Raw genomic sequence first — 15,519 nt, 5'->3', positions numbered from 1 at the left:
CATGAGTTCGAGTGAACTGTTTGGAATGAGCTGTTTGGAATGAGCCTGCAATCCGTTCGCGATTTCTTCGCCGAGAAAGCCCCCGACATTACCGTCATCGAATCCCCGATTAGCTCCGCCACGGTGATGCTGGCGGCTGAAGCCTATGGCGTCGAGCCGGGGCGCATCGCCAAGACGCTCTCGTTGCGCGTCGGCGAGCGCGTGATCCTGATCGTCGCCGCCGGCACATCGCGCATGGACAACAAGAAGGTGAAGGCGCAGTTCGGGGGCAAGCCGAAAATGCTGGGACCGGAAGAGGTCGCCGAGATCACCGGCCACGAGGTCGGCGGCGTGTGCCCGTTCGGCCTGAAGGCACCGCTGCCGATCTATTGCGACGTCTCGCTGAAAGCGTTCGACGTCGTGGTGCCAGCCGCGGGCTCGACCCACAGTGCCGTGCGCATCGCCCCGGATCGGATGGCCGAGTTGGTCGCGGCCGAATGGGTCGACGTCTGCGAAATCAGGTCCGACTAGGGCCTTATCGGTTTTGATCGAATCAAAACCGAACCTCTCCACGCGACCGGGTATCCACGTCGCGTGAAAGCGCTTTAATCGTCATCGTAGGGTCGGGGCTGAGCCCCAGGCGGAGCCGCGTTATAGCGCGGCGGCGGCGGTGCGGCGCGGTTACGCGGCACCGGCTGCTGCGGTTGGGTCTGATTGTTCGACTGGAACACCGCACGGCACCCGCTGGAGAGCTGCGGCGTGTTCTGCTGCAAGCAGGCCACGATACGGTTCACGTCGGGAATCTGATCGCTGCACAGACGCCACACATCAGGTGTGCAGGCCATCTGCTGTTCCATCGTGCCGCGGTATTCTTGCGCGGATGCCGCGCTCTGCGCGACGATGCCGCTGACCGCGAGCGCCACACCCAGCGCAATCCGCTCTGTTCGCATGTCCCGATCCTTCCCGAATCCGTCAAAACCTCCTCAATCAATGAGGCGGGGGAAGGTTCTGGACCAACAACAAAACGTGAAAGCGCGCCTGGAACCTACTCCACCTTGCCGATCTTCTTCACCGCCGCGATCAGCCGCGCGCTGTCGGCCGCGACGAATTGCGCGAAGGCCGGGGCATCCTGATAGGCCACGAGGCTGCCCGAGGCCTCGAACGATTTGAGCACGTCCGGACTCGTCATCACCTGCGCCATCGCCTCGCGCAGACGGGTCGCGATCGTGGCCGGCAGCGCGCTCTGCGCGAACAGGCCGGCCCAAATGTACATCTCGACATCCCTGTAGCCGAGCTCCTGAAAGGTCGGCACGTCGGGGAAGCTCGCGATGCGCTGCGCGCCGCAATTGCCGAGCACGCGCAGCTTGCCGCCGTCGACCTGCGGCTTCAGCGTGCCGGGTGCGGCGGCGATCGCCTGCACGGTACCACTGAGGATGGCGGTCAGTGCGGGACCTGCGCCGCGGAACGGCACATGCAGCAGCTTGATGCCGGCGCTGCTTGCGAACATTTCCATCGCCACGTGCAGCGTGCCGTAGGGCCCGGACGAGCCATAGGTGATCTGGCCCGGTCGCCTCTTCGCGTCCTCGACGAAATCCTGCGCCGTCTTCCACGGTGCCGAGGCTGGCACCGCGAGCAGCGTGGGATCGGCGAGCACGCGCGCGATCGGCATGAACTGCGAGACCTCGTAGGCAACAGGACGCTCGAACAGGCGGTCGGCTTCCGGGAGCACCGCGAGCGAGGACAGTGTCATCAGCAGCGTGTGGCCGTCGGGCTCGGCGCGCGCGGCCGCGGCATTGCCCACCGATCCGCCGCCACCGCCGGCGCGATTGTCGACGATCACGGGCTTGCCGAGGATCCGCTCCGGCGCCTGGGCCACCGGACGCGCCGCCAGATCGGCCTGTCCGCCAGCGGGAAACGGCACGATCATGGTGATGTTGCGGGCGGGATAGGTTTGAGCGAAGGCATTGTCAGGTAACGCAGCGCGAAGCAACGGCAGTGCAGCAGCGGCGCGCAGGACGTCGCGTCGGTCCATGGCAGGTCCCTCCCCTCATTTTTTCTTCGTTCGCTTGCCAGCCTAACGTCGCGATCGGCAAGAACAAGATGTTTACGAAGCATTAGCCATGTTCGACCGGGTCCGGAACGCATGCCTGAGGCCTCCGTTTCCCTCCGAGGAGTGTGCCATGGGAAAACTTGCGACCATCGACGTCGCCTTGGACGAGATGCTGGTGAATCTCGCCGGGATCGTCTTGCGACTTTCAACGCCCGAAATGACGCGAACGCCGGAAGCGCGACGCGCACTGGCGCAATCCGTCCATCAATATGCGGTTTGCGCGAGACGCTCGAGCGACCCTCGTGTTCACGAATTGAAGTCGCAGCTGGAAGAGACGCTGAAGCCGAGCTTGCGCATTGTCGCGATCGACGGCGTGAAGTTGCCTTCGTTTTAACCCGTCATTGCGAAGAGCTCTTGCAACGAGCAATCCAGAGTCTCTCCGCGGGTTTACTCTGGTTTGCTTCGCTGCGCTCGCAATGACGAGGTCGTGAGATCTGTCAGTCTGCGTGGCTCTACGACGTCTTTGCCTTCCCGCGTGTCCGCCGCTTACAGGTGCCCGGCAGCTTCGCGGCCAGGAAATCGCCAAGGGCCTCGACGCGCGCGGGACGCGGGCCACCGGGCGGCGTCACCAGGTGCACGGCGCCTTCGGCCTGCTTCCAGTCCTTGAGGATCACTTCGACCTGACCTGAGGAGATCGCCTCGCCGACGATGAACTCGGGCAACTCGGCGATACCGAGGCCCGCGATCAGCGCCGGCATCACCGCTTCACCATTGTTGACGCGGAGCTGGCCGCCCGGGCGCACGCTGGCCTGCTCACCGGCAGAATTGGTGTAGTGCCAAGCATTCGGCGTCGAGAGATAGGCGTAGCTGAAGCATTTGTGCTCGGCCAGATGCATCGGATGCGTCGGACGGCCATATTGCTTGAGGTAAGACGGCGCCGCCACGGTATAGCGCGGCATGGTGAAGAGCTGCCGTGCGATCAGCGAGGAATCCGGCAGCCGCGCGATCCGTACCGCCATGTCGAAGCCTTCCCCGATCAGGTCGACGGTCGCATCGCTCAAATGCAGGTCGACCGAGACTTCCGGATAGGCCTGAAAGAATTCCGGCAGCAGCGGCGCCACGGCCTTGATGCCGAATGTCATGGGCACCGCGAGCCGGACCAGGCCGCGCGGCGCCACCGATTGCGCCAGCGCTTCGTTCTCCGCGGCTTCGCCATCGGCCAGCAGGCGCGTCGCGCGTTCGGCGAGCTTGTGGCCGGCATCGGTCAACGCGAGCCGGCGGGAGGTGCGGTTGAACAGCCGGGCGCCGAGCCTCTCCTCCAGCCGGGTGACCGCCTTGGAGACCGTCGCCTTCGACATCGCGAGCTCGCTTGCGGCCCCTGCAAACGACCGCAATTCCACGACTTTTGCGAAAACCGCGAGCGCCTCGAAATCAGGGAGTTTTGCCATCTGAAGTCCGTCGTTGGGGCATTTAGTGAAACAATGAGTTTCAACAGTTTCTATTTCTATACCACAGACGGAGGCTTATCCAAGGGTCAATCGCAATTCCAGCAATGGAGACATCCAATGACCAAGAAGCTCTCAGGCAAGGTTGCTCTCGTGACCGGCGGCTCGCGCGGCATCGGCGCGGCTTCGGCCCGCGCGCTCGCAGATGAAGGCGCGGACGTCGCCATCAGCTACGTCGCCTCGCCCGAAAAGGCGGAGGCCGTCGTTGCCGATTTGAAAGCCAAGGGCGTCAAGGCACGCGCCTTCAAGGCCGATCAGGCTTCGGCCGATGACGTGACGCAGCTGGTCAAAGACGTGGCCAAGGAGTTCGGCCATCTCGACATCCTCGTCAACAATGCCGGCGTCGCCGCGGGCGGAGCGATCGACGATGCCAATGCCGACATCGAAGCGTTCGCCCGCCAGGATCTGGTCAACGTGCATGGCGTGATCGCGGCGATCCGCGCCGCCTCGCAATTGATGAATGAGGGCGGTCGCATCATTACGGTCGGCTCGATGCTGGCCGACCGCGCCTCGTTCCCCGGACTTGCCGACTACGTCGCCACCAAGGCGGCCGTGGTCGGCTACACCAAGGGTGCGGCGCGCGATCTCGGCCCGCGCGGCATCACCGTGAACGTGGTGCAGCCGGGCTCGATCGACACCGACATGAATCCGAAGGACGGCGGCGAGTTCGCCGAGACCCAGCGCAAGCAGCACGCGCTCCAGCGCTTCGGTCGCCCCGAGGAAGTCGCCGCCGGCGTCGTCTTCCTCGCAAGCCCCGAAGCCTCCTTCGTCACCGGAACGGTGCTCAATGTCGACGGCGGATTCGGCGCCTGATTCAGGCGCCATCCGCTCAAATCAAGGAATTACGCACATGATCGAACTCAGACCCTTCGCAAAGCTCGGCGGCGCCGATCATGGCTGGCTCAAGGCCAAGCATCATTTCTCCTTCGCCAGCCACTACGACCCGAACAACATGGGCCACGGTGCCCTGCGGGTGTGGAACGACGACGAGATCGCGCCGAACACCGGCTTTCCCGCTCATCCCCACGCCAACATGGAAATCATCACCTATGTGCGCGAGGGCGCGATCACCCATCAGGACAGCCTCGGCAACGAGGGACGCACCGCGGCCGGCGACGTGCAGGTGATGAGCGCCGGCAGCGGCATCCGCCACTCCGAGTACAATCTCGAGCCGACCAGAACGCGGATCTTCCAGATCTGGATCGAGCCGACCGCACGCGGCGGTCAGCCGACCTGGGGCTCGAGACCATTCCCCAAGGCGGACCGTTCCGGCAAGCTCGTCACCATCGCGAGCGGCTTCAACGGCGACACCGACGCGCTGCCGATCCGCGCCGATGCGCGGGTGCTCGCCACCACCCTGAAGGCCGGCGAGAGCGCAGAATACACGCCGCAGAAGTCACGGCACCTCTACCTGGTGCCGGCTGCGGGCGCGGTCGAGATCAATGGCGTTCGCGTCGAAGCCCGCGACGGTGCCGCAATCCGCGACGAGGACAGGCTGAAGATCACCGCTCTGGAAGATTCGGAGCTCGTGCTCGTCGATGCGGCGTAGGCGCCGCCAGCACACAGCAACTCGTCATGCCCGGCCTTGAGCCGGGGATGCATCGCCTTCGTAAAGAGCTTTTTGAAAAGCGATGGGTTGCCGGGTCAAGCCCGGCAACGACGGCGAACAAATAACTCACCTCGTCATCCAACGGAGACCACCCATGACCAAAGTTCTCGTCCTCTATTATTCCGCCTATGGCCACATCGAGGCGATGGCGAATGCCGTTGCCGAAGGCGCGCGCGAGGCCGGCGCCAATGTCGACGTCAAGCGCGTGCCGGAGCTGGTGCCGGCGGAGGTCGCGAAAGCCTCGCACTACAAGCTCGATCAGGCCGCCCCCATCGCCAAGATCGAAGATCTCGCCAATTACGACGCGATCATCGTCGGTACCGGCACCCGGTTCGGCCGGATGGCCTCGCAGATGGCCAACTTCCTCGACCAGGCCGGCGGGCTGTGGGCCAAGGGCGCGCTCCATGGCAAGGTCGGCGGCGCGTTCACGTCGAGCGCGACCCAGCATGGCGGCCAGGAGACGACACTGTTCTCGATCATCACCAACCTGCTGCATTTCGGCATGATCGTCGTCGGCATGAATTACGGCTTCGCCGGACAGATGAAGCTCGACGAGGTCACGGGTGGCGCACCCTACGGCGCCACCACCATCACCGGCGGCGATGGCAGCCGCCAGCCCAGCGCCAACGAGCTCGCCGGCGCACGCTATCAGGGCCGCCAGATCGCGGAGACCGCCAGGAAACTACATGGCTGAGCTGCACGGCTGACGCGATCGCGGGGCGGCATTCTCGTTCGGGAATGCCGCTTTAGCGCGTCCCCTTGCCCATCGCCCGCGCCGCAAGCGCGGCGAGCCTCGGGTGACGGCGCAGGCCCTGCGCGGCGTGGTCGCGCCATGCATAGGGCAGGCCCCGCCAGGACAGTGCGATGCTGACATCGGTCAGCGGGACCCTCTGAGCGCCGAAGCGGCGCTTATAGTCCTGATTGCCGATGCTGAGATCGAAGCGGCGCACGCCCCGTGCATGCAGTGCGGCCATGGTGCGCTCGGCGACGAGCAGCCCGGGCGAGCAGCTCGACCATGAATCACCGGCGTGGCTGATGCGCAGCAGGTAGTAGGTCGCATCCTGCCTGACGCCGAGCGAGGTGGCGACGACGCCCTCGTCGCAGACCAGCGCCGAGAGGACGGCATAGCCTTCCGCGACACCCTGGCGGGCGATCTCGCGGTAAAATCGCGCATGGCTCTCGTCGTTGAGGATAAATGGCGAGCCGAGCTTTCTCATGCGCGCCTGCTGCTGAACATCCATGACATCCAGCAGCTCATGCGCGCGAGCGACATCCGCAGCGATCTCGAACCGCGCGCCGGCATGACGGCTGAAGACGCGCCAGCAGCGCGGCATCTGCATGCGCTTGATCGAGGCCCGGTAAGCCTCATAGTCGTCACCCATCAGCACCAGATTGCCGTTGAGCGAGGAGGATCCGATCCGGCCGAGCGAGACCAGCGGGTTCGGCTTGGCGCCGATTTGGGCCGGCATCTTCCTCAGGCGCAGCAGATCGAAGCCATCGGGCAAGGCGCGTAGCGCATCGATTAACGCCTTGCTGATGGCATCTGGCGCATCCACCCCAAGCGACAGGATCGGCGCATTGTTATCGGAGACGCCGAGATCGGCAAATTCGACCACGCGGATGCCGCGCCTGATATGGCTGATCATCGGCACAAGAGCGATGTCCTTGCCGGTCGGGGCATCGGAGATCACGGCGATCAGCGGTGCGAGGTCGTGGAACGCCTCGTACCAGGCGCCGAGCCAGTAACCGTGCTGGAATGCGGTGCGATGGCTTGCATTCAGGCGCAATGCGGCCGGCCGCCAGTCGCGTATGAAATCGACCGCGATTCCCGACGTGCGCGACACCCGGCCTTCTGATTGCTCGACGCTGAGGAACGTCATCCGCGGGACATAGGATTACTGAATGTTTCCGGATAGATTATGTTTTGCCGCGCAGGACAAGTAACGTCGCTGCTTATCGTTAAGCGATGCCAATCAAGCCGCCCGCTGCGACAAGGTGTCAGTGCTCCGGTTCCACCTGCCCTGCGCACTGGAACCGAGCCAGGAAGTGCAAGCCGGCCGCTGCGACAGTGAACATGAACCAGATCGGACTCTGTCGGTCGAGCAGGAAGGTCTCGGTGGCTCCGTAATACAGGCCGAACAGCCATACGGTCAGGAACAGCTTTGCCAGCGCGCGACTGCGGTTATGCGCCTGGGCCGACTGGAAATTGCCGAGCGGTGCGAGCACGAAGACGAGGATCACCAGCAGCAGCCCCGGCAGGCCGATGGTGACCGCGAGGTCGAGATAGCTGTTGTGGCTGTGCGCCGCGCTCGTCGCCCATTCCGCGCCTTGCGCGGTCTGCCGCTCGGTCAAATCATCCCAAAAGGCCGCATAGCCGTGGCCGATGATCGGCTTCTCGGCGACGGCTGCGAGCGCGAATTCCCAGATGGCGGAGCGGCCGGTGAAGGTGGGGTCGAGCGGAAGCAGCCGCGTCATGGCGCCGAGCGCCGGACTCAAGACGCTGCCCACCGTCAGCAGGTTCATCGCGATCAGCGGCACGAAACAGATGATCCGCTTCAGCCACAGGCCCCGCGTGACGTAGACCAGCGACGCCAGCGCGTAGATCGCAAGGCAGAGCACCGAGGACGTCTTGCCGCCGGTGAAGATCAGGAAGATGCCGGCAAGCACCGCGATCGCCGGCCCCATCACGAACGAGCCGACACCGCAAAGGTAGATGCCGACATAGACCAGGACGGTCATCACCGGCGAGGCGACGTTCTTGTGGCCGAAACTGCCGCGCCAGTCACCGGCAAGCTGCGGCTCGGTGATGTCGAACGCGGTGTGAATCGAATATTGCGGCGCGAGGAAGACGCCGAGATAGCAGAGCACGAGCAGCGCGAGCGCGGCACCGCCGAGGCACAGGTTGAAGCTGCGCTGCGTCGGCGGCAATAGCGGCAGGAGCACGGCGAGCGACGTCACGCTCGCCGCGAGCACGAACCGCTGAAACGAAACGCCGCGGTTCTCGGAAAAGGCGATGTTGATCAAGAGCCAACCGATGAGACAGAGATGCAGCGGCGTCAGCAGGGACTTCACCGCTGGCGCATCGGTCACGGCGACGAACAGCACGGCGACCACGGCCAAGAGGCCGAAGGCGATGTAGGTCAGCGCCATTCGCCCGCTGACGACAGTAGCGAAATTCTCACTCCGCAGGTCCGGAAACGGATCGAGCGTCACCAGGATCAACAGCAAGGTCGCGACGGCGACGAGACAGCGCGCTGCCCGCACCGCGTTCAGCCCTGCGAGCCCGCCGCGCAGGACGTGGCCCAACGATCGGGCCTCGACGTCAGTCATGTCAGCGGCGCTGCGATCCAAGCTGCGATCCATAGCTTAAGGCAGGTGAGGCCGGGAAGCTTCAGCTTCTAGCTCACCGTCGTTAACCATCCGTCAACCAGCATGCCGAAGACGACAGGCACATTCTGCGCGGCAGCGCTGCCGCACCCTGCTAGGTTTGCCGCAGGTTCAATGTCACCGGCTTAACGTTATTCCACGAATCCGGCGCCGCGCAGGCGCTCGCGGCAGCGACTTGCCCATAATGCGGGTATCATCCGCAGCAGCCGAGATTTCGATTGCTGGCATTGCCGGCTCGGCAGACGCGCCCTGGTTAACGGATCATTAAAGACGAGCCGCAGCTTGATCACCGCCGACGAGGTTCTCGAACTAACGGCTGCCTCACGCGTGATGCCGGCGGCGCGCCTGCCGCTGCCGGTGAACCCGGGCGCGTCGGTATCTGTCGTCATTCCCGCCAAGAACGCTTCGGCCTATATCGGTGAAACCATCGCCAGCGCGCTGGCGCAACGCGATGTCGCCGAAATCATCGTCGTAGACGACGGCTCGACCGACGACACGATTGCGATCGTCCGCGCCATGCGTGATCCACGGCTGCGCATGATACAAAACGACTCCGCGGGCGTGTCAGCGGCGCGCAATCTTGGCGCGCGGCAGGCGGTCGGCGATTGGCTGCTCTTCCTCGATGCCGACGACCGCCTGCGTTCCGATGGCGTGGCGGCCCTGCTGGCGGCAGCGCGCGCCGCTCCGCGCGCGGTTCTCGTCTATGGCGACTACAACACGATCGACAGCGAGGGACGGCAGATCGGCCGGCGCGATCTGCTGAAGGGACGCCGCAAGCCGACCGGCGACGTGCTGACGCGGCTCGCAGCCGGCAACTTCATCGTCAATGGCGGCATCGTGCTCACCCGTGCGGAGGCTTTCCGCGCTGTGGGCGGCTTCGACGTCTCCCTCAGATATTGTGAGGATTGGCATTGCTGGTGCCGACTTGCCGCGATCGGCGAGTTCGAATTCGCGCCAAAGCTCCTACTCGACTATCGCCTGCACACGGCGAACACGATGAATGCGGCGGTGCGGACGCCGCAGGATTTCTTCCCGGCGGTCGCGCGAGTCTTCGGCGACGGGCTGATCCTGGCGAGACTGCCCGAAGGCACGGCCGGCGCGCTGCGCCGGGCCGCCGAGATTCATCTCGTCACCTATTCGGCGATGCAGGCGGTCCGCTTCGGCAGATATCGCGACGCCTTCGCCTATCTCGCTATGGTCGGCCGGCGGTCGCTCAAATCGCTGCCGCGCTCCGCGCTCCGGGTCGTCCTCGCCCGCTTTGGCATCTAGCTCCGCTGCAGGACGTCAGGACACGATCTTCGAGGCTTCATAGGGCTTCGGCTCGATGCCGAATGCCGCAAGCACGGAGCCGAGCGCGACCATCACGGGATGCATCGCGACGACTGTCTTCGACGATGTCAGCAGACCGGCCGCACGCACCAGCGACAGCGGCAACCGGCCAACCATCTGCGCAAACACCAGCATCCGCGCCGCTGCGCTCTGCGCAGCCTTGGACTGCACGCGATAATTGATCGCGCCGATGCGCAAGCCTCGCTTCGCGATCCAGCCGAGGCTGGTGCGGCTTTGCGGCACGGTTTCGGTGATGACCGCCTCCGCCGTCCAGTGGAATGTCATGCCGGCATCGCGGCACCGCACGAAGAAATCGCAGTCGCCACCGCCGAGGAAATTGAAGCGCAGGTCGAAGGCCGGACGCTCGAACCGCTCGAACACCGCGCGCGTGATCAGACAATTGCCGCAGCCATAGATCAGCGGCACCGCGCCGCTGTAATCATAGGCGGGACAGAACGCGGGATGACGCGACAGCCAGGGCTGGCTGTCGTCGTCGAAGACCGGCAACACCGGCCCGCCGACCACGTCGGCGCCGGTCGCCTCCGCGGTGCGAACCATCAGCTCGAGCCAATCGGGCGAAGCGATCTCGTCGTCGTCGATCATCAGGAAGCGGGTCGCGGCGGGAAACAGGGCCTGGGCCGTCTCGAACGCGGCGTTGATCGCCTGGCAATTGCCCTGCCGCTTCTCGACGAGGCAGATGCCCTGGAGCCTGCCGTCGGCGAGATATTCCGCGGCGACCGGCGCGCTCTCACGCCGCGCGGCATCGTTCTCGACCATGACGACCGCAAAGGAGCGAGCTGTGCGCTGGCTGACCAGCGAGTCCAACGTCAGCCGCAGATGCTGCGGGCGGCGGAAGCAGGGAATGCAGACGACGATGCCGACCGACAGGTCGATGACGCTGGAGCTCGCCGCGATCTCGCGGTTGGGATCGCACACGAGGTCCGAGAAGCGCCTCGCGGACAAGTCTGTCGGGATCAATGTCATGACGTCCTAGATGTCCGAGATATGTTGAAAAAGCCCTGCTTCGATCGCGCGGATCGGCCGCGTCCCGCGGCGGCACATCGCGGCGGGACAGATGCGTCCCAAAATGAACGTCCGGCGAGCGGAAAATCCTCGCGCACGCCGGCGATCTCCAGTCATCTTGGCACAAACATCATGCAGTTAACCGCCTTCGCACGCTTCTGCAGCGAAACCTCGCACCCGTGTTAGTGCAACTCGCGGTCCAATGCGCCGGCAACAGCTCAACATGAACAATGCCCTAGTTAACGCCTATGCGCATTAACCCGACCGTAAGCACTGCGATCAGTGACACGGCGCGGCATCAGATTTGCTCTTCGGGCAAGCGAGTTTTTTCCTGTAAATTTGAATAGAACAAGTGCGGTCAGAAAATCATGAACAAGCCAGCGACGATCGAGTTCGCGACAGCCACGGCAATCAACGTCTCCGCGGCCACTCCCCCCACCCAGGCGCTGCACGATCTGATCCCTGGCGAAGCCCGCGACAGCCTGCTCGCAATTCATGACGTGCTGCGCCGCGAGCTGCCGCAGGGCCGGCTCGCCATCTATGAAGCCGGCGGTGGCTCGTGCAGCGTTCTGCCGCCGGAATTGCCGAGCCGCAGCCACGTCACCGTCGTCGACATCGACGAGGATCAGGTCCGCAACAATACCTACGCCGACGAGGCGATCCTCGGTGACGTCCAGACCTACCGTTTCGGGCAAGAGACCTTCGATCTCGTGATCTGTTACAACGTGATCGAGCATCTTCCCGACGTCGAAGCTGCACTGCTGAATTTCCGCGATGCGCTCAAGCGCGGCGGATTGATCCTGATCGGCGCCCCCAACCCGCGCTCGCTGTCCGGCGTGGTCACCAAATACTCGCCGCACTGGTTCCACGTCTGGTTTTACCGGAACATCCGCGGCATCAAGGATGCCGGCCTGCCGGGCGAGCCGCCGTTCCCGACGTTCTTCCATCCGCTGGTGACATTGCCGAGGCTCGAAGCGTTCGCGGCCGCCAACGGTCTCGAGATGATCTATCGTCGTGAAGTCGAGAGCCCGCGCTATCCCGAGATGCGCCGGCGCAAGCCTTTGTTTGCGGTCCTCGTCGACGCTGGGGCCGCGGTGCTGAACGCCGTGCTGCCGCGCGGCACCGACGTCCGCCGCGGCGATTATCACGTCATCCTGCGAAAGAGCTGACGGCCATGCGCGCGCAGCGGATCGCACAACAAGCGAAGCTTCGCGGCCACGCTGCGTGCGGTAACGAACCGTTAATCTCTGAGCGACCTCAGCGTCGCGGCGACGCACCGAAGAACGGCATGCGCTTAAACGCTTTGTTTGCCATTTCGGTGAATAGTCCCTCAATGAGTATGGTTAATTTTCCCTGTTGCGTTGATTGGGCACCTATGTCCCGGGTGCGTGGCGTGAACCGAAGAGTAACCCCTCAGCCCGCGGCAGTTGGAATGAAAGCTGGGGATCATGCTTGACTATAACCAGCCGATTGATCGGGCTAGATCGGAGGCCCCGCAAGGAAAGCCTCAGGCCGGTCTCAGCGTGCTGGAGTTCGCCAATCTGCTCTGGCGGCGAAAGGTCGCGATTGCCGCCGCCGCCCTGCTCGGCGCGACGCTCGCGGTCACCGTCGGCAAGAGCCTGACGCCCCGCTACACCGCCACCGCACAGCTCTATGTCGACCCGCGCGAGCTTCAGCTCGTCGATCGCGAGCTGACGCCGCGCGCGCAGGACGTCTCCGGCATGTCCATGGTGGTGGAGAGCCAGGCGCGCCTGATCACCTCCAATAGCGTGCTGCTCCAGGTCATCCAGCAAGCCGGCCTCGACAAGGATCCGGAATTCGGCGGTGGCGAGGGCACCAGCCTGATGTCCTCGCTGCTCGGCCTGATCGGCCTTCAGCCCCGCGCGCCCTCGGCCGCGGAAAAGAAGGAAGTGCAGCTCGCGGCGCTCGACGCGCTGAACCGCCACATCACGGTCCGCAAGACCGAGAAGAGCTTCATCGTCGACATCGAGGTCTGGTCGACGGACCCCGCGAAAGCGGCGATGCTCGCCAACACGCTGACCAATGCCTACCTTGCGGAATCCCGCAACTCGCAGGCCTCGGCCGCACGGCGCGCCACCAATGATCTCTCCGGCCGTCTGAAGGAGCTGCGCGAGCGGCTGCGCAACGCCGAGACCGCGCTTGCCACCTACAAGGCACAGAACAATTTCGTCGGCACCCAGGACACGCTGATCAGCGACCAGCAGCTCTCCGCCAGCAACCAGCGGCTGGCCGCGGCCCGCGCGGCGACGATGGATGCGCAGGCGCGGCTCGACCAGATCGAGGCGAGCCGGCGCACGGCGGCGGATGCGGGCGCAATCCCCGAGGCGCTGCAATCGCCGACGATTGCGAACCTGCGCGCGCAATATGCCGACGCCCGCAAGAAATATGCGGAACAAGCCGGCGAGCTCGGCCCGCGCCACCCGGCGCTGCGCCAGACCGAGAAGCAGGTCGAGGATCTCAAGCGCACCATCAACGAGGAAATCGATCGCTTCGCCCAATCCGCCAAGAACGACCTGACGCGTGCCCGCGACTTCGAAGCCTCGCTCAACCGGGCGCTGGAAGCGCAGAAGCGGCAGAGCGTCCAGCTTAGCCAGGCCGCAGTCCGCCTGCGCGAGCTCGAACGCGAGGCCGACGCCAGCCGCGACGTTTACCAGTCCTTCCTCAAGCGTTCTCGCGAGACCGAGGAGCAGGAGAGCCTGAACACCTCCGCAGCCCGCGTCATCGGCGAAGCGACGGTGCCGCAGCGGCGCTCGTTTCCGCCGGCGATGAGCCTGTTTGCCATGATCGGCTTCATCTTCGGTGCGGTCGCGGCGTCAAGCTGGTTCGCTGCGGCCGAGCTCCTGTTCTCTCGTGCGAGCGCGCCGGCGCCAACACCTGCCCGTCCACAGCGCACGCCGGTGCCGGATGCAACGCGAGCTCCGCAGCGCGCGCGGGCTCCAGAGCTCTCGGAGGCCTCGCCGCCCCCGCAGGTCTCAGGGGCTCCGGAAGTAGAGCAAGCTCCGCCGGAACTTGCCGCACCTCCGTTACAGCCTTCGATCGTCGAGAAGCCCCTGATCGAGAAGCCGCTGATCGCACGCCTCCAGGAGGCCGACGTCATTCACACGCTCGGCGCCATTCTCGCCACTGGCGGCGGCGTCGATCTCACCCGGCTGGGCTGGCCGACGCTGCGCCCCGGCTTTCCCCTCACCACGCTGCTCAATGCCTGGCGCGACATGCGCGCTGCCGTGGCCCGGCGCGCCGGTGGCAAGGCGATGCCCGTCATCGCACTCGTCGGGGCAGGCGAGACCACCGGGCGTAGCGTGACCGCATTGAATTTCGCACTGGCGGCCGCGCGCGACGGCACCCGCGTGCTGATGATCGATGCCGACCATCAGGCGCGTTCGCTCTCGAACAAGGTCGATCGTCGCGGCAAGAACGAGCCGAGCAGGCTCGGCTGGCTCTCGATTGGCAGCAAGGACGCCCGCGAGATCAAGACGGTCAACGGCATCTCGGTGCTGCCGGCCGCAGAGGGCGACGCCGGCAAGGCGGCCGACGCCATCCGCAAGGCGATTACACAGGCGCGAGCCGCGGGTGGCTATGATCTCGTGATCCTCGACGGCCCCGCGGTGCCGCTTTCGGCCGGCGGCCGTAAGCTGCTGGACGACACCGACGCGCTAGTGGCGGTGCTGCCGACCAGCCTCGACATCAACGACAGCCTGGAAGAGATCTTGACCACGCTCGGTCGCGCCGAGCGCAAGCTCGTCGGCGTCGTGCTCGACGAGCTCACTCCCGCAGCCCAAACGCGCCAGCGAGGCAGGCAATATGCTTGAGCGTCGCGTCAACTTCGAGGGACGGGCGGCAACTGCCGACGTGCCGCGGATCACCGTCGGCGGCCTTCGCATGGCCGCGATCGACCTGGAAGCGACCGCCGATTTCATGATCGAGGCGACCGATCCTGACAAGCGCATCGGCCGGCCGCTGTTCCTGACCTCGGCCAATGGCGAGGTGCTGGCGCGCTGCTCGACCGAGCCGCAGACCGAGCGCCTGTTCCGCGTCGCCGACCTGATCAACGCCGATGGCCAGCCGCTGGTCGCGGCTTCGAAGCTACAATCCTGGTTTCCGCTGCCGGAGCGCGTCGCAACCACGGACCTGTTCCATGTCGTCGCGCGCAAGGCGGAAGCGCTCGGCCGCACCTTCTACATGCTCGGCGCCAGCGAGGCCGAGAACATCGCAGCGGTCGAGAACGTCCAGAAGATGTATCCGAATCTTAGGATCGTCGGCCGCAGCCATGGCTATCTGCGCGGCGAAGCGCTGCGCGCGAAGGTCGAGGAAATCAACGCGCTTGCGCCGGATTATCTCTGGGTTGCGCTCGGCGTGCCCAACGAGCAGGCATTCGTGGAGGAATTCACGCCGCATCTCACCAATGTTGGCGTTATCAAGACATCCGGCGGCCTATTCAACTTTTTGTCGGGCAGCCGCTCCCGCGCGCCGCAATGGATGCAGAAGATCGGACTCGAGTGGGCCTGGCGCACCTGGCTCGAGCCACGCCGCCTGTTCTGGCGCTATTTGACCACCAACCCCCGCGCGCTCTATCTTCTCTTCAGCCGTAACCGACCCGTCCGTTAGGGAAGAGCTGA

General features: G+C 64.9%; 15 protein-coding genes. 9 read left to right on the top strand and 6 right to left on the bottom strand.

The features are described from left to right. The first annotated feature begins 39 nt into the window (after window positions 1-39). Entirely contained in the window at window positions 40-510 is a 471-nt protein-coding gene (locus IVA87_RS31360; protein WP_247336829.1) for a YbaK/EbsC family protein, read from the top strand. A gap of 74 nt (window positions 511-584) precedes the next feature. Here the strand turns inward: IVA87_RS31360 and IVA87_RS31355 are convergent, their stop codons facing one another. Next, the gene (locus IVA87_RS31355) at window positions 585-929 is read right to left on the bottom strand and encodes a hypothetical protein (RefSeq protein WP_247336826.1); all 345 of its coding nucleotides are present in this window, start codon (window positions 927-929) and stop codon (window positions 585-587) included. A gap of 95 nt (window positions 930-1,024) precedes the next feature. After that, window positions 1,025-2,011, bottom strand: a complete 987-nt coding sequence (locus IVA87_RS31350; protein WP_247299330.1) for a tripartite tricarboxylate transporter substrate binding protein — start codon at window positions 2,009-2,011, stop codon at window positions 1,025-1,027. A gap of 148 nt (window positions 2,012-2,159) precedes the next feature. Here IVA87_RS31350 and IVA87_RS31345 point away from each other — a divergent pair, with 148 nt between their 5' ends. After that, a complete protein-coding gene (locus IVA87_RS31345; RefSeq protein WP_247299328.1) occupies window positions 2,160-2,423 on the top strand; it encodes a hypothetical protein in 264 nt (87 codons plus the stop codon). Between the two features lie 118 nt (window positions 2,424-2,541). Here the strand turns inward: IVA87_RS31345 and IVA87_RS31340 are convergent, their stop codons facing one another. Then, complete coding sequence (locus tag IVA87_RS31340) at window positions 2,542-3,477, bottom strand: LysR family transcriptional regulator (protein WP_247277631.1); 936 nt, start codon at window positions 3,475-3,477, stop codon at window positions 2,542-2,544. Between the two features lie 117 nt (window positions 3,478-3,594). On the opposite strand from IVA87_RS31340, the gene IVA87_RS31335 reads away from it, so the two are divergent. From IVA87_RS31335 to wrbA, 3 genes are all read left to right on the top strand, one after another. Then, the gene (locus IVA87_RS31335) at window positions 3,595-4,347 is read left to right on the top strand and encodes a 3-oxoacyl-ACP reductase family protein (protein WP_247299326.1); all 753 of its coding nucleotides are present in this window, start codon (window positions 3,595-3,597) and stop codon (window positions 4,345-4,347) included. A 37-nt stretch (window positions 4,348-4,384) separates the two neighbouring features. Continuing rightward, window positions 4,385-5,083, top strand: coding sequence for a pirin family protein (locus IVA87_RS31330; protein ID WP_247299324.1), 699 nt, complete (start codon window positions 4,385-4,387; stop codon window positions 5,081-5,083). A 154-nt stretch (window positions 5,084-5,237) separates the two neighbouring features. Then, entirely contained in the window at window positions 5,238-5,837 is a 600-nt protein-coding gene (gene wrbA / locus IVA87_RS31325) for an NAD(P)H:quinone oxidoreductase (protein ID WP_247299322.1), read from the top strand. A gap of 52 nt (window positions 5,838-5,889) precedes the next feature. Here wrbA and IVA87_RS31320 read toward each other — a convergent pair whose 3' ends face one another. Together IVA87_RS31320 and IVA87_RS31315 are read right to left on the bottom strand one after the other, a co-directional pair. Further along, window positions 5,890-7,023 (bottom strand): GNAT family N-acetyltransferase, encoded by a 1,134-nt coding sequence (locus tag IVA87_RS31320; protein ID WP_247299320.1) that lies wholly within the window; start codon window positions 7,021-7,023, stop codon window positions 5,890-5,892. Between the two features lie 118 nt (window positions 7,024-7,141). Next, window positions 7,142-8,494 (bottom strand): O-antigen ligase, encoded by a 1,353-nt coding sequence (locus IVA87_RS31315; protein WP_247336823.1) that lies wholly within the window; start codon window positions 8,492-8,494, stop codon window positions 7,142-7,144. Window positions 8,495-8,812: 318 nt separating this feature from the next. Between IVA87_RS31315 and IVA87_RS31310 the strand changes: the two genes are divergently transcribed. Further along, entirely contained in the window at window positions 8,813-9,799 is a 987-nt protein-coding gene (locus tag IVA87_RS31310) for a glycosyltransferase (protein ID WP_247336820.1), read from the top strand. A gap of 15 nt (window positions 9,800-9,814) precedes the next feature. Here the strand turns inward: IVA87_RS31310 and IVA87_RS31305 are convergent, their stop codons facing one another. Continuing rightward, entirely contained in the window at window positions 9,815-10,843 is a 1,029-nt protein-coding gene (locus IVA87_RS31305) for a glycosyltransferase family 2 protein (RefSeq protein WP_247299315.1), read from the bottom strand. Window positions 10,844-11,250: 407 nt separating this feature from the next. Here IVA87_RS31305 and IVA87_RS31300 point away from each other — a divergent pair, with 407 nt between their 5' ends. From IVA87_RS31300 to IVA87_RS31290, 3 genes are all read left to right on the top strand, one after another. Continuing rightward, on the top strand, window positions 11,251-12,051 hold the full coding sequence (locus IVA87_RS31300; protein WP_247299305.1) for a methyltransferase: 801 nt from the start codon (window positions 11,251-11,253) through the stop codon (window positions 12,049-12,051). Window positions 12,052-12,330: 279 nt separating this feature from the next. Beyond that, complete coding sequence (locus IVA87_RS31295; protein WP_247299304.1) at window positions 12,331-14,712, top strand: Wzz/FepE/Etk N-terminal domain-containing protein; 2,382 nt, start codon at window positions 12,331-12,333, stop codon at window positions 14,710-14,712. Further along, window positions 14,705-15,508, top strand: coding sequence for a WecB/TagA/CpsF family glycosyltransferase (locus IVA87_RS31290; protein ID WP_247299302.1), 804 nt, complete (start codon window positions 14,705-14,707; stop codon window positions 15,506-15,508). Before IVA87_RS31295 ends, IVA87_RS31290 begins: the two co-directional genes overlap by 8 nt. Window positions 15,509-15,519 lie beyond the last annotated feature (11 nt).

Source organism: Bradyrhizobium sp. 147, assembly GCF_023073935.1.
Taxonomy (GTDB): domain Bacteria; phylum Pseudomonadota; class Alphaproteobacteria; order Rhizobiales; family Xanthobacteraceae; genus Bradyrhizobium.
This window is presented reverse-complemented; position numbering and strand designations above follow the sequence as displayed.